23 protein-coding genes are annotated in these 23252 nt (G+C 72.0%); 11 read left to right on the top strand and 12 right to left on the bottom strand.

What is annotated here, in order from left to right; translation table 11 throughout:
* Window positions 1-93 precede the first annotated feature (93 nt).
* From ACZ32T_RS16030 to ACZ32T_RS16020, 3 genes are all read right to left on the bottom strand, one after another.
* Window positions 94-753, bottom strand: coding sequence for a DUF5063 domain-containing protein (locus ACZ32T_RS16030; protein WP_467269606.1), 660 nt, complete (start codon window positions 751-753; stop codon window positions 94-96).
* An 83-nt stretch (window positions 754-836) separates the two neighbouring features.
* Window positions 837-1436, bottom strand: a complete 600-nt coding sequence (recR, locus tag ACZ32T_RS16025; RefSeq protein ID WP_099173476.1) for a recombination mediator RecR — start codon at window positions 1434-1436, stop codon at window positions 837-839.
* A 60-nt stretch (window positions 1437-1496) separates the two neighbouring features.
* Window positions 1497-1832, bottom strand: coding sequence for a YbaB/EbfC family nucleoid-associated protein (locus tag ACZ32T_RS16020; RefSeq protein WP_356713924.1), 336 nt, complete (start codon window positions 1830-1832; stop codon window positions 1497-1499).
* A 360-nt stretch (window positions 1833-2192) separates the two neighbouring features.
* Between ACZ32T_RS16020 and ACZ32T_RS16015 the strand changes: the two genes are divergently transcribed.
* Window positions 2193-2981 (top strand): SLATT domain-containing protein, encoded by a 789-nt coding sequence (locus tag ACZ32T_RS16015; RefSeq protein WP_467269604.1) that lies wholly within the window; start codon window positions 2193-2195, stop codon window positions 2979-2981.
* A 53-nt stretch (window positions 2982-3034) separates the two neighbouring features.
* Here the strand turns inward: ACZ32T_RS16015 and ACZ32T_RS16010 are convergent, their stop codons facing one another.
* The 3 genes from ACZ32T_RS16010 to ACZ32T_RS16000 all read right to left on the bottom strand — a co-directional run bounded on the left by ACZ32T_RS16010 (window position 3035) and on the right by ACZ32T_RS16000 (window position 5966).
* Entirely contained in the window at window positions 3035-3685 is a 651-nt protein-coding gene (locus ACZ32T_RS16010; protein ID WP_467269603.1) for a hypothetical protein, read from the bottom strand.
* 96 nt (window positions 3686-3781) lie between these two features.
* Complete coding sequence (locus ACZ32T_RS16005) at window positions 3782-4495, bottom strand: GntR family transcriptional regulator (protein WP_467269601.1); 714 nt, start codon at window positions 4493-4495, stop codon at window positions 3782-3784.
* Window positions 4496-4592: 97 nt separating this feature from the next.
* The gene (locus tag ACZ32T_RS16000) at window positions 4593-5966 is read right to left on the bottom strand and encodes an aminotransferase class III-fold pyridoxal phosphate-dependent enzyme (RefSeq protein ID WP_467269599.1); all 1374 of its coding nucleotides are present in this window, start codon (window positions 5964-5966) and stop codon (window positions 4593-4595) included.
* A gap of 188 nt (window positions 5967-6154) precedes the next feature.
* Between ACZ32T_RS16000 and ACZ32T_RS15995 the strand changes: the two genes are divergently transcribed.
* From ACZ32T_RS15995 to ACZ32T_RS15985, 3 genes are all read left to right on the top strand, one after another.
* Window positions 6155-6766, top strand: coding sequence for a DJ-1/PfpI family protein (locus tag ACZ32T_RS15995; RefSeq protein ID WP_467367345.1), 612 nt, complete (start codon window positions 6155-6157; stop codon window positions 6764-6766).
* Window positions 6763-7257, top strand: a complete 495-nt coding sequence (locus ACZ32T_RS15990; protein ID WP_467269596.1) for a MarR family winged helix-turn-helix transcriptional regulator — start codon at window positions 6763-6765, stop codon at window positions 7255-7257. Before ACZ32T_RS15995 ends, ACZ32T_RS15990 begins: the two co-directional genes overlap by 4 nt.
* A 76-nt stretch (window positions 7258-7333) precedes the next feature.
* On the top strand, window positions 7334-9094 hold the full coding sequence (locus tag ACZ32T_RS15985) for a serine/threonine-protein kinase (RefSeq protein WP_467367343.1): 1761 nt from the start codon (window positions 7334-7336) through the stop codon (window positions 9092-9094).
* A 21-nt stretch (window positions 9095-9115) separates the two neighbouring features.
* On the opposite strand, the gene ACZ32T_RS15980 is transcribed toward ACZ32T_RS15985, so the two are convergent.
* Entirely contained in the window at window positions 9116-10573 is a 1458-nt protein-coding gene (locus ACZ32T_RS15980; protein WP_467367598.1) for a helix-turn-helix domain-containing protein, read from the bottom strand.
* Between the two features lie 365 nt (window positions 10574-10938).
* Between ACZ32T_RS15980 and dnaN the strand changes: the two genes are divergently transcribed.
* Entirely contained in the window at window positions 10939-12057 is a 1119-nt protein-coding gene (dnaN, locus tag ACZ32T_RS15975) for a DNA polymerase III subunit beta (protein ID WP_467367341.1), read from the top strand.
* 79 nt (window positions 12058-12136) lie between these two features.
* On the opposite strand, the gene ACZ32T_RS15970 is transcribed toward dnaN, so the two are convergent.
* Both ACZ32T_RS15970 and ACZ32T_RS15965 read right to left on the bottom strand, forming a co-directional pair.
* Window positions 12137-12631 carry a hypothetical protein gene (locus ACZ32T_RS15970; RefSeq protein WP_467269590.1) on the bottom strand — a complete coding sequence of 165 codons (495 nt, stop codon included), beginning with the start codon at window positions 12629-12631 and terminating at the stop codon, window positions 12137-12139.
* Window positions 12632-12728: 97 nt separating this feature from the next.
* Entirely contained in the window at window positions 12729-13625 is an 897-nt protein-coding gene (locus ACZ32T_RS15965; protein WP_467269589.1) for a glycoside hydrolase family 19 protein, read from the bottom strand.
* Between the two features lie 266 nt (window positions 13626-13891).
* On the opposite strand from ACZ32T_RS15965, the gene ACZ32T_RS15960 reads away from it, so the two are divergent.
* Window positions 13892-15430, top strand: coding sequence for a substrate-binding domain-containing protein (locus ACZ32T_RS15960; RefSeq protein ID WP_467367339.1), 1539 nt, complete (start codon window positions 13892-13894; stop codon window positions 15428-15430).
* Between the two features lie 78 nt (window positions 15431-15508).
* Window positions 15509-16045 carry a hypothetical protein gene (locus ACZ32T_RS15955; protein WP_467367337.1) on the top strand — a complete coding sequence of 179 codons (537 nt, stop codon included), beginning with the start codon at window positions 15509-15511 and terminating at the stop codon, window positions 16043-16045.
* 73 nt (window positions 16046-16118) lie between these two features.
* Here ACZ32T_RS15955 and ACZ32T_RS15950 read toward each other — a convergent pair whose 3' ends face one another.
* Window positions 16119-17402: an adenylosuccinate synthase gene (locus tag ACZ32T_RS15950; RefSeq protein WP_356713905.1), complete on the bottom strand. Its 1284-nt coding sequence runs from the start codon at window positions 17400-17402 to the stop codon at window positions 16119-16121.
* 186 nt (window positions 17403-17588) lie between these two features.
* Here ACZ32T_RS15950 and ACZ32T_RS15945 point away from each other — a divergent pair, with 186 nt between their 5' ends.
* Complete coding sequence (locus ACZ32T_RS15945) at window positions 17589-18425, top strand: diacylglycerol kinase family protein (RefSeq protein ID WP_467367335.1); 837 nt, start codon at window positions 17589-17591, stop codon at window positions 18423-18425.
* A gap of 19 nt (window positions 18426-18444) precedes the next feature.
* Here the strand turns inward: ACZ32T_RS15945 and ACZ32T_RS15940 are convergent, their stop codons facing one another.
* Window positions 18445-18960: a GbsR/MarR family transcriptional regulator gene (locus ACZ32T_RS15940; protein WP_467269824.1), complete on the bottom strand. Its 516-nt coding sequence runs from the start codon at window positions 18958-18960 to the stop codon at window positions 18445-18447.
* Between the two features lie 93 nt (window positions 18961-19053).
* Between ACZ32T_RS15940 and ACZ32T_RS15935 the strand changes: the two genes are divergently transcribed.
* From ACZ32T_RS15935 to ACZ32T_RS15925, 3 genes are read left to right on the top strand one after another with little or no spacing between them, the layout of a single operon-like run.
* Window positions 19054-19986 carry an ABC transporter ATP-binding protein gene (locus ACZ32T_RS15935; protein ID WP_467367333.1) on the top strand — a complete coding sequence of 311 codons (933 nt, stop codon included), beginning with the start codon at window positions 19054-19056 and terminating at the stop codon, window positions 19984-19986.
* Window positions 19983-21641 (top strand): ABC transporter permease, encoded by a 1659-nt coding sequence (locus tag ACZ32T_RS15930; protein ID WP_467367331.1) that lies wholly within the window; start codon window positions 19983-19985, stop codon window positions 21639-21641. Before ACZ32T_RS15935 ends, ACZ32T_RS15930 begins: the two co-directional genes overlap by 4 nt.
* 35 nt (window positions 21642-21676) lie before the next feature.
* On the top strand, window positions 21677-22063 hold the full coding sequence (locus ACZ32T_RS15925) for a hypothetical protein (protein WP_467269579.1): 387 nt from the start codon (window positions 21677-21679) through the stop codon (window positions 22061-22063).
* Here the strand turns inward: ACZ32T_RS15925 and ACZ32T_RS15920 are convergent.
* Window positions 22046-23251 carry a cytochrome P450 gene (locus ACZ32T_RS15920; RefSeq protein WP_467367329.1) on the bottom strand — a complete coding sequence of 402 codons (1206 nt, stop codon included), beginning with the start codon at window positions 23249-23251 and terminating at the stop codon, window positions 22046-22048. The genes ACZ32T_RS15925 and ACZ32T_RS15920 overlap by 18 nt on opposite strands.
* Between the last annotated feature and the right edge of the window lies 1 nt (window position 23252).

Raw genomic sequence — 23252 nt, 5'->3', positions numbered from 1 at the left:
CGTACGGGGCTGTTGCCCAGTGGCCCGATCCGCACGCCTCTTTGTGTCCCAGGACACAACAGACGCGGCCGTCGCACAAGCCACGGAGGGCCGCTACAGGACCGGCCGCAGGCCCAGCGGCCCCGCGATCTCCTCGGCCATCACACGCCCCGCCTCCTCGGCCAGGTCCCCGTCGCCCGGGTCCTGGTCGATGTCCAGGCCGTCGAGCTCCTGGAGCGGCTGGTTCAGCCGGATGTGGGCGATCAGCGACTGGAGCGCGCGCAGAGCCGCGGACGCGGTGGAGCCCCAGTTGGAGAAGTACGAGAACTGCCACCACCACATGGCCTCCGCCGTGCGGTCCGCCTCGTAGTGCGCGAGGCCGTGCCCGAGGTCCGTGACCAGGTCGGCCAGGTCGTCGGAGATCCGGTGGGGTACGGGCGCCTTGCGGGGCTCGTACGGGTCGAAGACCTCGGAGTAGACGTCGATGGGCTCCAGGAGCTCCGCGAAGCGCTCACGCAGCCCGTCGGCGTCCGGCTCGGCGCCGAGGTCCGGTTCGTAGCGCTCGTCCGGGAGGATGTCCTCGTACGCGCCGAGTCTCCCGCCGGCCAGCAGGAGCTGGGAGACCTGGAGGAGCAGGACCGGGACGGCCTCCTCGGGCTCCTCGGCCTTGGACACCTCGGTGACCGCGACGATGAAGGTCTTGATCTGATCCGCGATCTGGACGGCGAAGTCGTCCGGATCCTGCGTGACGGAGTTCAGCGTGGCGTCAGACATCGAGGGGACCTCCCGTGGGCACGGTCGCGAACGGTGGGTAGAACATAGCGCCGCCGCGCGTAAAGCCGCAGTCAGATGCCGGGTCACACATCGAGCAGCCGCCTCCCCTCGAAGGCGCGGCCGAGGGTGACCTCGTCCGCGTACTCCAGGTCGCCGCCCACGGGCAGCCCGCTGGCCAGCCGGGTGACCCGCAGGCCCATCGGCTTGACCATCCGGGCGAGGTACGTCGCGGTGGCCTCGCCCTCCAGGTTGGGGTCGGTCGCCAGGATCAGCTCCGTGATCGAGCCGTCCGCGAGCCGGGCCAGCAGCTCCCTGATCCGCAGATCGTCGGGGCCGACGCCCTCGATCGGGCTGATCGCGCCGCCGAGCACGTGGTAGCGGCCCCGGAACTCACGGGTCCGCTCGATCGCCACGACATCCTTGGGCTCCTCGACCACGCAGATGACCGAGCGGTCACGGCGCGCGTCCCGGCAGATGCCGCACTGCTCCTGCTGCGCGACGTTGCCGCAGATCTCGCAGAAGCGGACCTTGTCCTTGACCTCGAGGAGGGCATGGGCCAGACGGCGTACGTCGGTGGGCTCGGCCTGCAGGATGTGGAAGGCGATCCGCTGCGCGCTCTTGGGACCGACGCCCGGCAGCCTGCCCAGCTCGTCGATCAGCTCCTGAACCACGCCTTCGTACAACGGAACGCCTCTCCTTTTTCCTGCTCGTACCGTATCGGGTACGGGTGGGTAGCTACAGGGTCAGAACGGGAGACCCGGCATGCCGCCCAGGCCCTGGGCCAGCGGTCCCAGCTTCTGCTGCTGGAGCTGCTGGGCGTTCTCGTTCGCCGCCTGGACCGCGGCGACGACGAGGTCGGCGAGCGTCTCGGTGTCCTCCGGGTCCACCGCTCCGGGATCGATCACCAGGGCGCGGAGCTCGCCGGACCCGGTCACGGTGGCCTTCACGAGACCACCGCCCGCCTGTCCGTCGACCTCGGTCCTGGCCAGCTCCTCCTGGGCCTCGGCAAGATCCTGCTGCATCTTCTGGGCCTGCTGGAGCAGCTGCTGCATGTTGGGCTGGCCACCACCGGGAATCACGGTCACTCCTGGCACTTCGACGACGGATTGTTTCGGTATGCCGAGCCTACGTGTTCGTCCGACGCCGCGCCCCACCCGCCGGGGACCAACTCTTTCGGGTGAGATCTGAAAAGTGCCTGCCGCGTTCCTATACCTGACCAGAGGCCGTACCCAGGCGGGAATCCCGCGATTCCGACCCCGCGGCCCACCATTCGGCGGTAGGAAGAGCATGCGTATCCGTACCCATACGCACAGCGAAGGTAACGCAGAGTTACACGGGTGGGGCCCCGGTCATATGCCGGTCCCGGCCCCCTCCGTGACCGAGAACCGTGCCGATCCGCGTCGATACGCGCCGAACGCAGAGTGCAGAGGAGTGCCCCGGTGAGTCAGCCGGAGATGCAGCCCGAGGGGCCGCCCCGCAAGGAGCCCGGCGCGGGATCCGGTGCAGGCACCGGAACCGAACGGTCCGGCTCACGCTACGGTTCGAGCCCACGGGATCTGACCGGCCGTGCCTTCCCCCTCGGCGACTGGGGTGAACCCGCCGAGCGGCTCGACGAGCTCTACCGGTGGGTCGAGGCCGGCGCCATGGAGACCGCCGACTGGTATCTGCGTGACCGGGTCCGCAAGCGGCGCACGGCCAGGCTGCTCCGGCTCGGCACGGCGGCCGGGGTGGTCGCGGGCGCGGCCCTCCCGCTGCTCGATCTGACCGGGGAACTGCACGGGTCGGCCGGCTGGGGCTATCTGTCGCTGCTGCTGGGCGCCGCGTGCATGGCGTGCGACCGGTACTTCGGCCTGACCTCCGGCTGGATAAGGAATCTCGCGACGGCACAGGCCGTGCAGCGGCGCCTGCAGGTGCTCCAGTTCGACTGGTCCTCCGAGTGCGTCCGTGAGGTGCTCGGACCGACGGAGGGCACCGCCAGCGAGGCCGCGGAACGGTGCCTGGGGGTGCTGCGACGCTTCTCCGAGGACATCACCGAACTCGTCCGCATGGAGACGGCGGACTGGATGGTGGAGTTCCGGGCCGGACCCGCCCCCATGGGCATGCAGTCGCTGGTGACGGGCGGCCCCGGCGGCCGTCCGGAGCCGGGGTCCTCACCGGGCCGGCTCACCATGCCTGCGGCGGTCAGACCGAACATGCCGCGCCAGCGACCGCCGGAGCCGCCCCGCTGAAGCCGGATCCCGAGCCGCCCCGCTGACGAAGCCGGGGCGGCCGGCGCCACCGGTCAGCTGAAGATGATCATGGAGCCCTGCGCGAGGCTGCGGGTGGCCGCCGCGTGCAGGCCCAGCCAGACGTGCCGCTCCCGGGCGAAGGGGTTTTCGTCGTAGGGGGCCGGAGCGGCCGGCTCCTCCAGCGAGGTGGGGCCGGCGGGCGGGAGCGGGGCGGCCGGCGGGTTGGCCGGGTCGATGCCGATGGACGGGGCGACGAACTCCAGCTCGCGCAGCAGGCCGTGGGAGGAGCCCAGCGGGCCTCCGCCCTCCAGCAGCTGGTCGTCGGAGAGCGGCCGGGGGAAGTCCACCGGGACATACGCTCCGGCGTGGTCGTAGTGCCAGACCAGGTGCGACTCCTGCGCGCTCTGCTCGAACATCTCCAGCAACTGCTCGTAGTCCCCGCCGAGTTCGTCGACGGGCGTGACGGCGAGGCCGCTCAGCTGGAGCAGGTAGGCGCGGCGCAGGAAGTGCAGGGCGTCGTAGTCGAAGCCCGCGACCGGGGCGACGTCCCCGGTGAGTCCCGGCATGTAGGCGTAGACCGGCACGGGCGGCAGCCCCGCCTCGGTCAACGCCTTGTCGTAGACGGCGATCTCTTCGGCGAACGGATTGTCGGGGCTGTGGCACAGCACATCGACGAGGGGGACCAGCCACAGGTCACAGGCCACGAAGTCTCGCTCTCCAACGGGTTCGTGCGATGGTCGGGACAGCGTAATGCGGGCGCGACCCCGCGCACAGGGTGCGGGCCCCGCCGCCCCGCGCGCTCAGGTGTGACCCGGGTGCGGGGGGTCGTCGGCGGCCAGCCGGTCCGCCCAGTCCAGCCCGTGCGTGTAGTAGCCGTCCAGCACCGCGCGCACGGCCGGTCCGTCGGCGGCCGCGATCGCCTCCACCAGCTCCTGGTGGCCGTTCCACAGCCAGTCGCGCAGATCGCCGTCCCCCCGCAGGTACGGGACGGCGAAGGCCCAGGCCTGCATCCGCAGCCGCTGCAGGAAGTCGCTGATGTAGGCGTTGCCGACGACGGCACCGAGCTCGCGCCAGAAGCGCAGGTCGTAGCCGATGAGGATGTCGAGGTCGCCGCCGCGCGCCGCCCGTGCCGCCTCCTCGCCCCTGCGCCGTACGGAGACGAGGGCGGCCCGGTGCACGCCGATCACGGCGGGCGCCGAACCGGACCCGTCGAAGATCCGCCGGAACACCCCGTCTATGACCAGCGCGCGCGCTTCCACCATCGCCCGGTAGTCGGCGACGGAGAATTCGCGGACGCGGAAGCCGCGGTGCTGGTCGGATTCGAGCAGGCCCTGCGCGGAGAGGTCGAAGAGCGCTTCCCGGACGGGCGTCGCGGACACCCCGTACTGCTCGGCGATCTGCTTGACGGTGAACTCCACCCGTGGCCGCAGACGCCCCGCGAGCACCTCGTCACGCAGCGCGTCGGCGATCTGCTGCCGCAGCGTACTGCGGGTCACACCTCCGCCCGCACCCATGGCGCCCCCTCCCGTTCTCGGCTCGGGTCACCTTAGACCGGCCGGTGGACGGGGGTGGCGCCACGTCCGGGACGTTCACGGTGTGCAAGCGCACCCTCTACAGCGTGTGCTCGTCGGCGACCGAGAGGGCGGCGTCCAGGGCCGCGAGCCCCTCCTTCGCCTCGGCCTCGGTGATGTTGCAGGCGGGGACGACGTGGGTGCGGTTCATGTTGATGAAGGGCCAGAGACCGTGCTTCTTGCAGGCCGCGCCGAAGGCCGCCATCGGGGCGTTGGCCTCGCCGGTCGCGTTGTACGGCACCAGGGGCTCGCGGGTCTCCCTGTCACGGACCAGCTCCAGCGCCCAGAAGGCGCCCAGCCCCCGCACCTCGCCGACGGACGGGTGGCGCTCGGCGAGTTCGCGCAGACCGGGGCCGAGCACGTGCTCACCGAGGTGTGCCGCACTCTCGACGACCTTCTCGTCCTCCATCACACGGATCGTCGCGACAGCCGCGGCACAGGCCAGCGGGTGGCCGGAGTAGGTGAGCCCGCCGGGGTAGGGCCGGGTCTCGAAGGTGGCGGCGATCTCGGCGCTGATCGCGACGCCACCGAGCGGCACGTAACCGGAGTTGACGCCCTTCGCGAACGTCATGAGGTCCGGTACGACGCCGTCGTGGTCCGCCGCGAACCACTTCCCGGTGCGCCCGAAACCGGCCATCACCTCGTCCAGCACGAACACGATCCCGTACCGGTCGCAGATCTCGCGGACACCCGCGAGATAGCCGGGAGGCGGCGTCATGACGCCCGCCGTGCCGGGGATCGTCTCCAGGACGACGGCGGCGACGGTCGCCGGGCCCTCGAAGGCGAGCGTGTCCTCCAGGTGCTGGAGCGCGCGGGCGCACTCCTCGGCCTCGGTCCGCGCGTAGAACGGGGACCGGTAGAGGAACGGCGCCCAGAAGCGGACGACACCCGCGGAACCGGTGTCGGACGCCCAGCGGCGCGGGTCGCCGGTGAGGTTGATCGCCGTGGCGGTGGCGCCGTGGTACGAGCGGAAGGCGGAGAGCACCTTGGGACGCCCGGTGTGCAGCCGGGCCATGCGGACGGCGTTCTCGACGGCTTCGGCGCCGCCGTTGGTGAAGAAGATCTTGTCCAGGTCGCCGGGGGTCCGCTCGGCGATGAGGCGTGCCGCCTCCGAACGCGCCTCTACCGCGAAGGCGGGGGCGAACGTGGCGAGCCTGCCGGCCTGCTCCTGGATCGCCGCCACGACGGTGGGGTGCTGGTAGCCGATGTTGGTGAAGACGAGACCACTGGTGAAGTCCAGGTAGCGGTTGCCGTCGTAGTCCCAGAAGTACGCCCCCTCGGCGCCGGCGACGGCGAGCGGGTCGATCAGGCCCTGGGCGGACCAGGAGTGGAACACGTGGGCGCGGTCGGCGGCCTTCACGGCCGCGCCCGCTGCGGAGTCGACGTACGGGGCGTGAGGGGCATCGGTGCTCATGCGGCGAGCGTATGCGGCGGCGCGGGGCGTGCTCCATGGCCACTGTGTACGGCCTGGGCCGCACGGCTCGGCAGGGTGTCGGGTTCACGGCCGCGACCGGGCGATCTATTGACAGCATGCTGTCGCCATGACAGTCTTCTGTCATAAAGCGCGACACGGTACCCGCCAGTTCACCGATGGAGGCCACCATGACCGGCAAGAGCGTCCACCTGGCCGTCTACGACACCTTCGCCGACTGGGAGCCGGGCTTCGCGACGGCCCAGCTCACCGAGCACGGCCACACCGTGCGGACCGTCGGCCTCACCACCGCGCCCGTCACCAGCATGGGCGGGATGCGCGTCCAGCCCGACCTGGCGCTCGACAGCCTGGCGCCCGGCGACAGCGAGCTGCTGATCCTCACCGGCGCCTCGCTCTGGGACACCGGCGACACGCTCGCTCCCTTCGCCCGCGCGGCACGGGACTTCCTGGACGCCGGTGTGCCCGTGGCGGCCATCTGCGGGGCGACCGCGGGGCTGGCCCGCGAGGGGCTGCTCGACGACCGCGCCCACACGAGCGCCGTCTCCTTCTATCTCGCCGCCACGGGATACGCGGGCGGTGCGCGCTACGTGGAGGCCGACGCGGTGACGGACGGCGGCGGGGCGTCCCGCGGTGCCCTCGTCACGGCCGGGCCGACCGAGCCGGTCGCCTTCGCCCGCGAGATCTTCGGACTGCTCGGGGTGTTCGGACCGAAGAAGCTGGACGCCTGGTACCGGCTCTTCCACGACTCGGACGCGAGCGCCTACGAGGAGTTGAACAAATGAGCGCTCCGGCGGACGGGAAGGCCGACGCCCCCTCACTGCTCAGCCGCACCGCCATCGGGGTGTTCCGGCTCAACGGCCGGTTCCTGTCCGTCGCCGAGGAGCTGGCCGGGCCCGCCGGGCTCACGGCGGCGCGGTGGCAGGTCCTCGGCGCGGTCCTCGCCGAGCCGCTTCCCGTGTCGGGGATCGCCCGCGCGATGGGGATCACCCGGCAGAGCGTGCAGCGGATCGCCGACCTGCTGGTCGAACGGGGCCTCGCCGCATACGTCCCGAACCCGGCTCACCGGAGGGCCAAGCTGCTGCGGCCCACCGAGGAGGGCCGGGCGGCGGTGAGCGGGATCATCCCCGCCCACGCGGAGTTCGCGGCGCGGCTGGCCGGGGTGCTGGGCGAGGAGGAGTTCGCGCGGACCGTCCAGGTCCTGGAGCGGCTCTCCGACGCCATGGACACGCTGTCGTCCCCGGCGGGGCAGCGGCGGGAATCGTCCGGGGGCTGAGGAGCGGTCTCCGGGCACCCGCGCCGCTATTCTCGATCCACGGCCCGCCATGGCCGTACGGGGGAGGAAGCGCACCATGGAGAAGCTGGGCCCTGGCGATCCGCAACGCATCGGCGGTTACCGCCTGCTGGGCCGCCTCGGCGCCGGCGGGATGGGCCAGGTGTTCCTGGCCCGCTCGGACCGGGGCCGCACCGTCGCACTCAAACTGGTCCGCCCCGAGCTCGCCGAACTGCAGCACTTCCGCGACCGGTTCCGCGCCGAGGTGCAGGCCGCCCGGCGGGTCGGCGGTTCCTGGACCGCGCCGGTGCTCGACGCCGGAGTGGACGCCGCGGTGCCGTGGGTGGCCACCGGTTACGTCGCGGGCCCCTCGCTCCACCGCGTCGTCTCGGGCCTGCCGGGCGCCCCGGTGGCCGAATCGGGGGCGTACGGTCCGCTCCCCGAGCGCTCCGTCCGCATCCTGGGCGCCGGGCTCGCGGGGGCCCTCCAGGACATCCACGGGGCCGGACTGATCCACCGTGACCTGAAGCCGTCCAACGTCCTGATGACGATCGACGGCCCCCGGGTCATCGACTTCGGGATCGCCCGGGCCCTGGAGACCGTCGCCGACGGCGGCCTCACCCGCACCGGAGCGATGATCGGCTCCCCCGGATTCATGGCGCCCGAGCAGGTGCGGGGCGAGCGGGTGACGCCCGCGTGCGATGTGTTCTGCCTCGGCTCCGTGCTGGCGTACGCGGCCACCGGACGGATGCCGTTCGGTGTGGCGGACAGCGGGGCCCATGCGCTGATGTTCCGGATCGCGCAGGAGGATCCCGACCTCACCGGCGTGCCCGTCGACCTGGTCGAGCTCATCCGGGACTGTCTGGCGAAGGACCCGGCCGCGCGGCCCTCCACGGACACCGTTCTGGAGCGGCTCGGCGACACGGACACCGCGGAGCCGTGGCTTCCGGGCGCGCTGATCGCCCAGCTGGGCCGGCACGCGGTGGAGCTGCTGGATTCCGAGGACCCGGAGGAGAGCGGCCCCGTGGAGGGCCCGCGAACGGCGCCGCCCCCGCCGGTACGGCCTCCTGGCGCCCCGTATGTGCTCCCCACGGTGGTCGGGCCGCCCGTCCCGGTGCCGCAGCCGACGTCGTACGGCTACCCGCAACAGCCCGTCCGCGCCTACGGATACGGGCCCACGCCGCCGTACGGTCCGTCGGCCGGCTCCCCGCCGCCCGCGCCCGAGCGCCGCGGGGCGGGCTCCACCCTGCTGCTGGTGGCCGTCGCCCTGATCGTCGCGGTCGGGACAGGCTGGGGGGTCTACGCCTTCATGCGGAGCGGGGACGGCGACCCCACGGTGTCCGCGACCGGCGGCGTCTCCCCGTCCGACGACGGTTCCGAGGGCTCGGGCGGAGAGAGCCCGGACGGCGAGAACTCCGACGACACGAACACCGACGGCACGAACTCGGACGGCACGGGCGACGACGGCACGGACGACGACGGCACCGTCCCGGCCGGATTCCTCGGCACCTGGTCCGGCACCGTCGAGACCGGCGCGGGAGCGTCCACCCGGCAACTCGTCGTGCGGCAGGGCGACGTGGGGGACACGGTGCTGTCCCTCACGGCCGAGGGACCGCTCGACACCGGTGGCTCCTACCGCTGCTTGTTCCAGGCCGGCCTGGCGAGTGAGCCCGCCCCCGGCGGCCCCGTCCGTATCGGCCCCTCCCGGGTCACCGAGGGGGAACCCCGGTCCTCGTGCACCCCGGGGGAGCCCACCGTCCTGACGCTCCTGCCCGACGGCTCCCTGCGCCGCGAGATCACCGCCACCGGCCAGAGCCTGACGTACACGAAGACAGGCTGAGCGGTACGAGCCCGGCCCGGCTCACGCCGTGAGGTCGACCGCCCGGAACGCGAGCCACAGGTCGTACCGCGCGCTGGGCGTCTGGAGCAGTGACCGGCACAGCAGCGCCTCCAGCCGGGTGAGGCGCTTGCGCGCACCGGGCACGGAGATACCCAGTGCTGCGGCTGTCGGGCTCAGTTGGGCCTCCCAGCGCAGCCACGTGCGCAGGGTCTCCTCGGCCATGGGGCCGGCCTGAGCGATGATCCGCAGCTGCTGGGCGGCCCAGTCCTGGACTCCGGGGGCGCGCAGGACCGTGTCGAGGTCCTCGGGCGCCGCGGAGCCACCGGGGCCGGAACGGCGCAGGGCCGGAGTGGCCCTGATGCGCAGCGCAAGGTCGACGGCGGACTGGTCCGACACCCGGTTCAGGTCCAGGCCGAGGAGCTCGCCGACGAGCCTCAGACGGGCGGCCAGGGTGTTGCGGTGGATCTTCAGGTGCCGGGTGGCGTGGGAGGAGAAGGCCAGCCAGGACGCGACGGTCGCCGACAGCTCCTGGCTACCGGGGTCCTGCGAACGGCGCGGCCGATGCGCGAGGAGGGGCGCGAGCAGGGCGTCGGCCCACCGCGCGCCGGCGTCGCCGGCCACCAGCGCGGGCTCCGGGGCGGCGCCGAACCGGGCGTGGCGTCCGGGGAGCCCGCGGGCGACGGCGAGGGCGTGGAAGGCCTGCTGGTAGGCGGTCGCCGTGTCGGCCAGCCGCACTTCCTCGCTGACGCCCACGACGCAGTCGTCCACGAGTCCGGCGACGGCCGGCCCGAGTGTGTGCCCGTTATCCGGCCCTTCCGCGTCCGCTCCCTCGTCCGCCGGCACGATCAGGATCAGGTGCCGGGCGTAGACCGGGCAGCGCACGATCCAGGTACGGCCGCCGGAGACGTCCGTGAAGATCCGGGCCACCTCGTCCCGCTGTCCGCCGGAGCACTCGACGACGCAGACGCGCACGGGATCGGGAAGTTTCGGCCGCAGGGCGCCCGCCACCTGGTGGGCGATGGAGAGCTGGCCCGTCATCAGCAGATGCAGCACGGCCTCGCGGCCCCGGGACTCGGCGAGGTCCACCCGCCGCCGTTTGCGTTCGACGCTCTCCGACGCCCAGGACAGCGCCAGCGGCATCACCGCGTCGGCCATGAGCGTGCTCAGCCCGCCGGGCAGCGGCTTGGGCGCGACGAGAGCGAGGACCGCGCCGTCGGTTTCGGGTGTCCGGTCGAGGGGAAGCAGCAGCGCGGAGCACTCGTCGGTGTCGAGGGCGTACGAACCGGCGCCCCGGGCCGTCAGTTCCCGCGCCGCCCGGGCGGCGAGCCCGGCGGCTTCGTGTCCGGGCCACCGGACGTTGCCTGCGACGGCCTGGAGGACCGTGCCGGCCCCGTCCAGGATCCCGGCCCAGCCCTCGGCCCGCTGGGCCAGCCTGCGCAGCAGTTCCGGCGACCCGCCGGTCCGCGCCAGCCGGTACATCAGCAGTACGTCGTCGGCCCGTTCACGCGCACGCACGCGTCCTCCGTTCCTCCCCGAAACCGGAGTGCAGAGTACCGGTCCGGCTGTGCGGTTTGATACCCGTCGGAGGCCACGCAGTGCGATTTGAATCTCCCCGCGTGCGGTCCCGTCCACCTAAAGTCCCCAGCGTATTCCGGGACGTTCGGGGGACGTCGGGGGACGTCAGGACGTCCCGGATCCGGGGGCCTGAGGACGTCGGGGGACGTCCGGACGGCACGGCGGCAGCGGCTCACGGGGGTGGTCGCTGTCGTCGGTCCGCGGCGACTGTCAGTGCTGCCGCCTAGCGTGGTTCTCGACCGTGCCGTACGCCGGAGAGGGCCTCTGCTGTGGAATTCCGCATGGAACGTGGTGCGCTGACCGATGCCGTCTCCCGGGCGGCGCGGGTGCTGCCCGCGCGTTCCCCCGTTCCCGTCCTCGGCGGACTCCTCCTCGAAGCGGACGCCGGCCGACTCCTCGTGTCCGGGCTGGACTTCGAGGCGTCCGCACGCGTCGAGACGGAGGCGCACACCGTCCGGCCGGGGAAGGTGCTGGTCATGGGGCGGCGGCTGCTCGACATCTGCAAGGTGCTGCCCGAGGGGCCCGTGGAGTGCGCCGTGGAGGGTTCTCGCCTCACGGTCACGGGAGACGGCTCACGCTTCGGCCTCTCGCTCCTGCCCCTCGACGACTATCCCGCCCTGCCGCCGCTGCCGGAGGTGCGCGGGGCGGTGGACGCCGGGGAGTTCGCCTCGGCGGTGGGGCAGGTCGCGGTGGCCTCGGGGCGGGACGACACCCTGCCGACGCTCACCGGGATCCGCCTCGGGCTCGACGGCTCCACGATGACGCTGGCGGCGACGGACCGGTACCGCTTCGCGGTGCGGACCCTGCCGTTCAAGGCGACCGCGCCCGACGTGGCGGCCGATGTCGTGGTGTCGGCCCGCCGGCTGGCCGAGATCGCCCGGTCGCTCGGCAGGTCCGGGCAGGTCGACGTCGCCGTGGACGGGGGTTCGGTCGGGTTCGAGCACGCCGGTACGCGTACGACGGTGCGCCTGCTGGACGGCAGGCTGCCGCGTCACGACAAGCTGTTCGCGCTGGTGGACCCCGCGGTCGTGGTGCTGGACCGGGTTCGCCTGGTGGAGGCCGTCAGGCGGGTCTCCGTGGTCGCGGACGACGGCAGCCCGCTCCAGATGGCCTTCTCCGCCGGCCCGGAGGGGTCGGTGCTGCTGCAGGCGGGGTTCGAGGACGACGTGGCCTCGCAGCGGCTGCCGACGGCCTCGCCCGGCGACGCGGAGATGACGGTGGCCTTCAACCCCGTGTATCTGATGGACGCCCTGTCCTCCTTCGAGGATGCGACCGTCCGGATGGAGCTGATGGGGCCGGGACAGCGCGCCATGCTCACCGGAGGGGAGGGCACCGGCGCGGCCACGCACCAGCACCTGCTGATGTCCGTGAAACCGCCGCTGCTCTGACCCTCCGGGGACCTCCCCGGCAGGCCCAGCGTCGACCGGGGCGTCCCGGTCGACCTCCGCGACGACCGCGTCCGGTCGCTCACCCCGGGAGGATCGACGTCTCTCCCACGGCGGCCAGCAGCCAGATGGGGAATTCCGGATCGGCCTGTCCCACGGCGAGACCGAGCCACCGCGTGCCGCCTGGCACACGCCACACCTGCATGCTGCCCGCCAGATTGCAGAGCTGCCCCATCGGCTCGGGAACGGCGGCGCGCACGCCGTCCTCGTCCCCCTCCAGATACGGCCACAGGTCGACGGTCTCCGGCTCGCCCCACCGCCCGCTCATCGCGGTCGCCAGGACGCTGAACTCGTCGTCGATCTCCTGCTCGGCGGGTTCGACGAGCTCGGGGGACCGGTCGTCCCAGAAGTCCTGGCTCGCCCGCAGGATCAGCAGGTGGTGCCCGGGCCCGCTGCTGCGCACGCCGTTGTCCTCGCTCTCCTCCCCGGCCGGGTACGGCAGGGCGAGAACGCTGTCGATCAGGGAGATCCGGCCCTCGGTGGTCGTGGGAGGGGTGGCGTCGCTGTCCGTGTCCATGGTCGGTGATCCTGCCAACCGCCGTTCCCGGAGCACGAATCGGGGGCGTGCCCGGCCGCTGCCGGACACGCCCCCGCTCCCCGGGGTGGGGCCGGGTTCAGCAGCTCAGGTTCGAGCCGGGCGTGGTGCCGAGGATCTGCACGAACGCCCGGTACTTGTCGATGCGGCTCTGCACCTGGGCGGGGTTGCCGCCGTTGCACTCGATGCTGCCGTTGATCGAACGGATCGTCTCGCCGAAGCCGGCGCCGTTGACGATGGCGTTGTGCGGGGTCATGGTGCCGGGGCCGGACTGGGTGTTCCAGTACCAGAGACCGGTCTTCCAGGCGATGGCCGCGTTCTGCTCCACCTGCCAGGGGTTGCCCAGCAGGTCGATGCCGAGCGCGTCACCGGCGGCCTTGTAGTTGAAGTTCCAGCTGAGCTGGATCGGCCCACGGCCGTAGTAGGCGGCCTGACCGGCCGGGCAGCCGTAGGACTGACTGGTGTCGCAGTAGTGGGGGTAGTTCGCGGTGTTCTGCTCGACGATGTGCACCAGGCCACCGGTCTCATGGCTGACGTTGGCGAGGAACGCCGCCGCCTCCTGCTTCTTGACCGTGTCGCTGCCGGTGTTGGCGAAGCCGGGGTAGGCGCTCAGGGCCGCGGTGAGACCGCTGTAGGTGTAGAAGGAGTTCCGGTTCGGGAACATCTGGTTGAACTGGGACTCGCTCACGACGAAGCCGGAGGGGGCCGGCTCCCCCGGGTCCGTACCGCCGCCACCCGAGCCGCAACTGCCCTGGTCGGCCCAGACGTCGGCGGTGCCCGGCCGCTCGTTCTGGGTCCACCACTTCGCGGACCAGTTGTGACCGCCGTAGGAGGCGGCTCCGCCGCCCGTGTAGACGGAGGAGGCGCTCCAGGCCGGGGCGCAGGCTGCGGCCGACGCCGTGGAGACGGGAAGGAAGACGAACGTCGCGATGACCGCGCCCAGCGCGGCGATCAGGCTCATGACACGTTTGGCCACGTGATCACTCCTTCGGCGCGGCGCCCGCGGTGAGCGAGCGCCGCCATGGGGGGTTGGGCCCACTCAAGCGTCGATGGTCTGGACCTGTCAAGGTCTAGACCAGAACTCGCCCATCGACCCTATCCGCTCAACTCCACCGCCAAGCAGGCTTGTTGAACGGAAAGCGAACTTCACCGGAAGGAATCCGGAGGCTCCCCTACCCCTCGGCCCCCGGCCGTACGGTGACGCCGTCCGGCCCACGGCACCCACGAGGGAGCGCGAGCGACATGGATTCGTTGTTCACCCCCGAGAACGTCGTCGCCGTCCTCACCGCCCTGCTGGGCATCCTGACCTCGGCGGGTGTGCTCTGGTACGAGCGGCGTGTCCCGCGCCGCAAACGCATCGGCTACCGCGTGCAGATGGACACCCCGATAGGCAGCGGAGTCAGCCAGGGCCGGGTCAACGTGCGGGTCGGCCTCTTCAACGAGACCCCGGGCATGGCCGACGCCACCCTGGTCCTGCTCCGCATCGAGAACGACGGCTCGCAGTCGATCGGCGAGGACGACTACCCCCAGCGCGCCGTGCACCCCGGCCTCACCGTCGAGTTCTCGGGCCGCACCGTGCGCGGTATCGCCGTGACCCACGCACCGGGCGCCGACCACCTGATGGACACCTTCACACCGGACGACGCCGTCCAGCACAGCGGCTCCCTCATCTGGCTGCCGCGCGTCCCGCTCAACCGCAACGAGCACTTCAAGCTCCTGGTGCTGCTCACGGGTTCGAACGTGGGCGGCCCGATCACCGTCACCGGGAGCATCCGGGACGGAAAGGTGGAGCGGAACAAGGCGGCCCGCCCCGACGAGAAGCCCCCGATCTTCGGCCGGGGGGCCAGGCTCATCACCGTGGCCCTCACCGCCTGTGTCATCGCCCTCGCCGGCATCATCGTCGTACGGGACGACTCCCCGCCCCCGATGGACTGCGCCGTGGGCACCCTCACGGTCACCGGCTCCACCGCGTTCAAGCCGGTCCTGGAGGAGTTGGAGGAGAAGTACGAGGACGAGTGCGAGGGCGCCGAGGTCCGCCTCGACATCCACGGCAGCAACGCCGGGGTGCGGAAGCTCGACGCCGTGGGCGCGAAGGCCGGACAGGCCGGTTCGCCCGCCATGATCGCGCTGTCCGACGGCCCCAGGCCCGCCGCTCTCACCAAGCTGCACGGGAAGCCGGTCGCCATCTCGCTGTTCTCCCTCGTCGTCAACGACACGGTGCCGGTGAAGAATCTTTCCCTCGACCAGATCAGACGGATCTACCGCGGCGAGATCCGCAACTGGAACGAGATCGTCGAGGGCGGCCCCGACCTGGAGATCCGCCTCGTCAGCCGGGACGCCAACTCCGGTACCCGCGAGGTCTTCCAGCGCCGCGTCCTGGAGACCAACGAGCTCGCCACGTCCTCGCGCGACTGCACCACCAAGGACTACGCCGACGCCCCGGTCATGCGCTGCGAGCTCGACGGCACCGACCAGGTCCTGTCGGAGGTCGCCGAACTGGACGGCGCGATCGGCTACACCGAACTGCGCAACGGCGAAGTCCCCGACGGGGCCCACCGGACGGCCATCGACGGCACCACCCCGTCCGTCGACACGATCGGCACCAGCAGCTACCCGTACCAGGAGATCGAGTACGCGTACACCTACGGATCACCCCCCGCGGAATCCCTGGTGGCCGGCTTCCTGAACTACCTGGACAACTACGGCGAGGAGATCATGCGCACCAACGGCCATCTTCCGTGCGCGACCCCGAAGGGGATGCGGCTCTGCGGGGAGGGCTGAGCCGTACCCGGGTAGGGGGCGGGGACAGTACCCCGGTATCTGGCGGCGTGGCCGGACCCGCTCCTAGCATCCGCGCCCATGAACACCCGACGCACCTCCCTCACCGCACGCCGCATCGCGCTCCGCACCTGGGACGCGGTCACCCTGCTGCCCCGCGGAGCGGCAGCGCTCGCCGCGGCCACCGCGGGCCGGGGCGGGTCCGCGCGCTCCCTGCTACGGGCCGGCGCGGGGCCCGGCACCGCGCGTCCGGGAGCCGTACGGGCGGCCGGCCTCGCCGTGGCGACCGTGCTGCTGGGCGCGCTCTCCCTGGTCCTGGCCGGCCTGCTCCTGATGGCCGTGGTCCGGGGGCCGTTCTACGGGTTCGTCGACCAGGGCCCCTACGACCACGCGTGGGGCGGCCCGGGCAGGGCGGGGGCCTGGCTCGCGCACTTCGCCGTCTCCGTCCCCAGCGCCGCCGCCGCGGTCGTCGCGCTCTGTGGCGTCGCCCGGCTGCAGGAGCGGCTGACGGCGCCGCTGCGCGGGGAGCGCAGACCCGGCTGGGTGCTGCCGGCGGTGCTCGTCTGCTCCCTGGCCGGGGCGCTGTTCGTGTTCGCGTTCCTCCGGCAGCTGCCCTGACGGCACCCGCCCCGGGCAACGGCGACGGCCGGGACTTCCACGGAGGAAGGCCCGGCCGTCGCGCTGAAAACCCCTACAGGAAGGAGTTGATCTCGATGGTCTCGGTACGGCCGGGGCCGACACCGATCGCGGAGATCGGGGCGCCGGACATCTCCTCCAGCGCCTTCACGTAGGCCTGCGCGTTCTTCGGCAGGTCGCCGAAGGTCTTGGCCTTCGTGATGTCCTCGGACCAGCCCGGCAGCATCTCGTAGACCGGCTTCGCGTGGTGGAAGTCGGTCTGGCTGTACGGGAGCTCCTCGACGCGCTTGCCGTCGATCTCGTACGCCACGCACACCGGGATCTGCTCCCAGCCGGTCAGCACGTCCAGCTTGGTGAGGAAGAAGTCGGTGAGGCCGTTGACCCGGGTCGCGTACCGCGCGATCGGGGCGTCGAACCAGCCGCAGCGGCGGTCACGGCCGGTGGTGACACCGCGCTCACCGCCGATCCGGCGCAGCGCCTCGCCGTCCTCGTCGAGAAGTTCGGTCGGGAAGGGGCCGGCACCGACGCGGGTGGTGTAGGCCTTGAGGATGCCGATGACCCGGCTGATCTTCGTCGGGCCCACGCCGGAACCGGTGCAGGCGCCGCCCGCGGTCGGGTTCGACGAGGTGACGAAGGGGTACGTGCCGTGGTCGACGTCCAGCAGAGTGCCCTGACCGCCCTCGAAGAGGACGACCTTGCCCTCGTCGATGGCGTCGTTCAGGATCAGCGTCGTGTCGGCGACGTACGGCTTGATCTGCTCCGCGTACTGGAGCATCTCCTCGACGATCTTGTCGGCCTCGATCGCGCGCCGGTTGAAGACCTTGGCGAGGAGCTGGTTCTTCTGCTCCAGGGCCGCTTCGACCTTCTGCTCCAGGATCGACTCGTCGTAGAGGTCCTGGACGCGGATGCCCACACGGTTGATCTTGTCGGCGTACGTCGGGCCGATACCGCGCCCGGTCGTGCCGATCTTGCGCTTACCGAGGAAGCGTTCCGTCACCTTGTCGACGGTGACGTTGTACGGAGTGATCAAATGAGCGTTGCCGCTGATCAGGAGCTTGGACGTGTCGACGCCTCGCTCGTTCAGACCGCTCAGCTCGGAGAGCAGGACCGCCGGGTCGACGACGACACCGTTACCGATGACCGGGGTACACCCCGGCGAAAGGATTCCGGAGGGGAGGAGATGCAGTGCGTACTTCTGGTCGCCTACGACGACCGTGTGGCCGGCATTGTTGCCGCCCTGGTAACGCACCACATAGTCAACGGATCCACCGAGGAGGTCGGTGGCCTTCCCCTTGCCCTCGTCACCCCACTGAGCACCGAGCAGCACAAGTGCGGGCACAGGCGTACACCCCTTCCGGGCGGGGCATGTCCAAGGTCAGGGGGCGTACGTAAAGGTCGTACCTGCCGCACGACGATGTACGGCAAAGCCTGAGCCGTCGAACCGGGTGCCCCGGAATAGACGAAGCCCCTGGCGCAATAGCGCAAGGGGCTCTTGCACCAAGATGCTACCCGAGGAAGGACCGAGGTGTCGGCTGCAGAGCCCCCCGGCGACGGCGACCACCAGCTACTCGTGCTCATCGACCCCCTTGCCCGCCGCTACGACGGCGAGTCCGTGCGCATCGCGAAGGACGTGCTGAGCGCCGGCGCGCACGCCAAGATCTGCTTCGCGGACGGCCCCGACGAGTTCGCCAGAGCCCTGCACCGGCGGGGCTCCAGGCGTCCGGTCGTCGTCGGTGACGACCACGCGCTGCTGCGCGCCGTGTCCCAGCTCCACCGCGAGCGGGAGCTGGCGGACAGCACGCTCTCCCTCATCCCGGTCGGCGCCGCGCACAGCCTGGAACTCAGCTACGCGCTCGGCGTGCCCAGGGGCGCCGTGGCGGCGGCCCGCACGGCGCTCGACGGGACCGCGCGCCGTCTGGACCTGCTCGTCGACGACAGCGACGGCGTCGTCCTCGGCGAGCTGCGCATCCCCGCGGCCTGGCCCTCCCCGGGCCCGCCGCACACGGTGTGGGGCACCTGCCGGACCCTGGTCGCCTCGTTGGTGCGCCCCGCCCCGGCCTCGTCCTCGGGCAGCTCCCGCCCCCACCGGCTGAGGGTCGAGGCCGACGGGGTCCTGCTGAACGACCTGGACCGGCCGGTCGAGGGCGTCTCGGTGACCGCCCAGGGCGACGGAGGCCTCGCCGACGTGGTGATCCGCACGGCCTCCGGCACGGCGCGCACGGCGGAGGCCAAGGCGGTCACGGTCTCCGGGCCCGACTTCCGCTACCGGGCGGACATACAGATCGCGGGCCCCGTGAGGACCCGCACATGGACCGTACGGGCGGGCGCCTGGGGGCTGGTGCTCCCGGCGGCGGGGGCCTGAGGGCCGGGGCGTCAGCGCCTCAGGCCGCCGGCTTGCGGCTCTCGCGCCACCGCTCCAGGAGGCCGACCAGCTCCGTCTGCATGAACTCGAAGAACTCCGCGGTCTCCGCGAGGCGCGCCCCCGCCGGGGTGTCCTCACCGAGGGAGCGCGCGCCGTCCTTCAGCGTGCGCTCCCAGCGGGTCAGCACCTGGTCGCGGTTGGCGAAGGTGGTGTACCAGATCTCGTCGTGCAGGCGGTAGCGGTCGCGGCGTGAGCCGGGGTCCCGCTCACGGCCGACCATGCTGACCTGGGTCAGGTAGTTGATCGCGCCCGACACGGCGGCCGGGCTGATCTGCAGCTGCCGCCCGAGGTCCGCGGAGGTCATGGAGCCGTCGTCGTCCGCGAGGAGCGCCGCGAAGACGCGCGCGGCCATCCGCTGCATCCCCGCCTCGGCCATCTCCGCCGCGAAGCGCTCGACGAAGCGGGACACCGCGTTCTCGTCACGCCCGCCCGCGCTGTTCTCCGTCCTTCCGGACACCTCGGTCCCGCTGGCCATGGCCTCCGCCGCCTCCCCTTCTCCGGTCACGACCCCAACTTTATACGCTTCCTTAACTTCACAACTTTATGAAGTCAGCGTACTTTCAGAAACATGACGAAGGCAATCACCGTGTCCGGACTGCACAAGTCGTTCGGGCGGACACACGCGCTGGACGGCCTCGACCTCACCGTCGAAGCGGGCGAGGTCCATGGCTTCCTCGGGCCCAACGGCGCAGGGAAGTCCACCACCATCCGGGTCCTGCTGGGGCTGCTGCGGGCCGATTCGGGCGCGGCCCAGCTGCTCGGGAAGGATCCGTGGCACGACGCCGTGGAGCTGCACCGGCGCCTGGCCTACGTGCCCGGCGACGTGGAGCTGTGGCCGGGACTCACGGGCGGTGAGGCCATCGACCTGCTCTCGCGTCTGCGCGGCGGGGCCGACAAGCGGCGACGCGACGAGCTGATCGAGCGCTTCGGCCTCGACCCGACGAAGAAGGGCCGCGCCTACTCGAAGGGCAACCGCCAGAAGGTGGCCATCGTCGCCGCGCTGGCCTCCGACGCGGAACTGCTGCTCCTGGACGAGCCGACCGCCGGCCTCGACCCCCTGATGGAGGTGGTCTTCCAGGACGTGATCCTCCAGGCGAAGGCCGCGGGCAGGACCGTGCTGCTCTCCAGCCACATCCTCGCCCAGGTGGAGAAACTGGCCGACCGGATCAGCATCGTGCGGCTGGGCAGGACCGTGCAGTCCGGGTCGCTGAGCGAGCTGCGGCATCTGACGCGTACGACGGTCGAGGCCGAGACGGACCGGCCCGCCACCGGGCTCGACGGCCTACCGGGAGTGCACTCCGTGGAGTTCGGTGACGAGGGGCCGGGAAGCCGGGTGCGGTTCGACGTGGACGGCGGCCACCTCCCCACGGCCGTGAGCATGCTCGCCGAATGCGGCGTACGCAGCCTGATCAGCCATCCTCCGACCCTCGAGGAGCTCATGCTGCGCCACTACGGCGACGAGCTCGCCGTGGGCGGCCACCCCGACGGAGGCAGCCGATGACCGCCACCACCACCCGGGCACCCGCGCCCGCCCGGTCCGTCACGCGGAGCGGCGGCGCCCTGGCCGGCACCCGCACCCTGATCCGGTTCAACCTGCGCAGGGACCGCATCCGGCTGCCCGTCTGGATCCTCGCCCTGTTCGCCGGCACGGCCTCCACGGCGAGCAACTACACGACGTTGTACGCCGACCCGGCGGACCGCGCCTCCGTCGTCACCACCATGAAGAGCCCGGCCGGACTGGCCATGACAGGGCCTGAGCACTATCTCGACGACTACACCTTCGGCGCGATGACCGGCCATCAGATGCTCGGCTTCATGGCCGTGCTCGTCGGCCTCATGAGTGTCCTGACCATCACCCGCCACACCCGGGAGGAGGAGGAGACCGACCGCGCCGAGCTGGTCCGCTCCACCGTCGTCGGCCGGCACGCGCACCTGGCAGCCGCCCTGTCCCTCGCGCTGCTCGCCAACCTCGCGCTCGCGCTGCTGCTGGCCGTCGGTCTCGGCTCGATGGGCATCGAATCCATCGACACCGGCGGCTCCCTGCTCTACGGCTTCTCGCACGCGGCCGTGGGCATCGCCTTCGCCGGTGTCGCGGCGGTCACCGTCCAGCTCACCGCGCACACCCGGGGCGCCTCCGGCACGGCCATGGCGGTCATCGGCCTCGCCTACGTCCTGCGGGCCGCCGGTGACGCGGGCGGCGACGACGCCCTCTCCTGGCTCTCCCCCATCGGCTGGGTCCAGCGCACCTATCCGTACGTGGACGACCGCTGGTGGCCGCTGCTGCTCTGCGCGGCACTCGCCGTCCTGTGTTCCGGTGCCGGGTTCGTCCTGTCCACCCGGCGGGACGTGGGAGCCGGGCTGCGCGCCGCACGGCTCGGCAGCCCGGTCGCGTCCAGGTCGCTGACCGGGCCGCTGGGCTTCGCGCTGCGGCTGCACCGCTCCGTGCTGGCCGGCTTCGGCGCCGGGCTGTTCCTGATGGGCGCGATGTACGGGTCGATCCTCGGCAGCGCGGAGGACATGCTGAAGAACATCGACCAGCTCCAGGAGGCGCTGAAGGACATCGGCGGCACGACCATGGCCGAGTCCTTCGCCTCGATGGTCACTGTGGTCCTCGCCGTCGTCGCCGCCGTGTACGTGGTGACGGCCGCCCTGCGACCGAGGTCCGAGGAGAACGCGGGCCGGGTGGAGCCCCTGCTCGCGACCGGTCTGTCCCGCGCCCGCTGGGCGGGCAGCCACCTCGCCGTCGCGCTGGCGGGCGGCACACTGATGCTGCTCCTGGCGGGGCTCGGCATCGGTGTCGCCGGTGCGGCGTCGGCCGGTGACTCCGGGCTGCTCCCGAAGCTGGTGGGAGCCGCGCTGGCGTACGCTCCGGCGCTCTGGGTCACGGTGGGAGTGGCGGCCGTCCTCTTCGGCTGGCTGCCCCGGGCGGCGTCGGCGGCCTGGGCCGTACCGGTGTACGCGTTCGTGGTCGGCTACCTGGGCCCGCTGCTGCGGTTCCCGCACTGGACGAACAACGTGTCGCCCTTCGGCCATGTGCCCCAGCTGCCCGCGGCCCCCATGAGCTGGACGCCCATGGCGGTGCTCACGCTGATCGCCGCCGCCCTGATCCTGCTCGGACTGGAAGGCTTCCGGAGGCGGGACCTGCGGACCAAGTAGGGAACCGGCCCCGGCACGCGCACGTCTGGACGCGTATGGAGCAACGTGACGCGGCGGGGTACGGCGGATGCGCGACGGCGGCGCTCGGGGCGGCGACCGCCCTGTACGTCTGGGGGTCGTCCCGGCGCACCGGACTGCACATGGGCACCGGCCTGGAGGGGCACGGCAGGGACCTCTCCGTCCTGTGGACCGAGCTGCCTCTCGTCCTGCTCGCCGGCGCCCTGGTACCGCCGCTGACCTGGCTGCTGACCCTGCGTCTGCTGCGCGGGCGCGGGCCGCTGCGCGTCCGGGCCCTCCTGGCGGCGGTGTGCACCGCGGGCGTCCTCGCCCTGTCCACCTGGGGCCTGCACGCCTGGGCGAACCCGTACGACCCGGACGCCGTACGACTGTCCGGACCGCTCTCCTCACATCTCGACCAGTAGCTCCCGCAGCCCCCGGATCACGTAACCCGGCTTCCACTCCGGCTCCTCCGTCAGCCGCATGCCGGGCGCCTTGCGCAGCAACTCGCCGAACGACGCGGCCATTTCCAGCCGGGCCAGCGGGGCGCCCAGGCAGTAGTGGATGCCCGCGCCGAAGGAGATGTGCGGGTTGTCCTGCCGGGCCAGGTCCAGCGTCTCCGCGTCGGCGAAGCGCTCCGGGTCCCGGTTGGCCGACGCGAAGAGCAGCGCGACCTGCGAACCGCGCGGGATGACGGTGCCGTCGATCTCGATGTCGTCCAGGACCCAGCGCGCGAACATGGGCACCGGGGTGTCGTAGCGCAGCAGTTCCTCCACCGCCGTCGGCAGCAGACTGTGGTCGCCGCGCAGCGCGGCCAGTTGCCGGGGGTGCCGGAAGAGCATCCACCAGCTGTTGGCGGTGGCGTTGACGGTCGCCTCGTGACCGGCGTTGAGCAGCAGCACGCAGGTCGAGATGATCTCCTGCTCGGTCAGCCGGTCCTCGTCGTCGTGGGCGGCGATGAGCCCGGAGATCAGATCGGTCCCCGGGTCGGCGCGCCGCGCGGTGATCAGCTCGCGCAGATAACCGGAGAACTCGGCCGACGCCTGCACGGCGGCCCGTGCGGTCTCCTCCGGCGGGTTCAGCTCGAACATCCCGCAGATCGCGGCCGACCAGGGCCGCAGCAGATGCCGGTCCCCTTCCGGGACCCCGAGCATCTCGGCGATGACGGCCACCGGCAGCGGCTCGGCGACCGCGCTCAGCAGGTCGCCGCCGCCCGCCGCGACGAAGTCGTCGACGAGCCCGGCGGCCAGCCGCTCCACGGTCGGGGCGAGGGCCTCGACCCGCCGGGGCGTGAACGCCTTGGCGACCAGCCGCCGGATCCGGGTGTGGTCGGGGGCCTCCAGGTCGAGGATCCCGTGCCCGTTGAGCGTGTGGAACGGTTCGTGCGCGGCGGGCGGAGCGGTGACCCCGAACTCGTCGTGGCTGAAGCGGTGCAGATAGGTCCTCCCGAGCCGCCGGTCACGCAGCAGCCCGGACACATCGGAGTAGTGCGGGACGAGCCACTGCCGCGTCGGCTCGAAGTAGTGCGCCCTGCCGGTGGCGCGCAGCGCGGCGTAGGCGGGGTACGGGTCGGCGACGAACGCCGGGGACCAGGGGTCGAAGGACACGTGCATG

Source organism: Streptomyces sp. NPDC023573 (genome assembly GCF_055559735.1).
The sequence above is the reverse complement of the archived record's forward strand: the minus strand, read 5'-3'. Positions and strand labels throughout refer to the sequence as shown.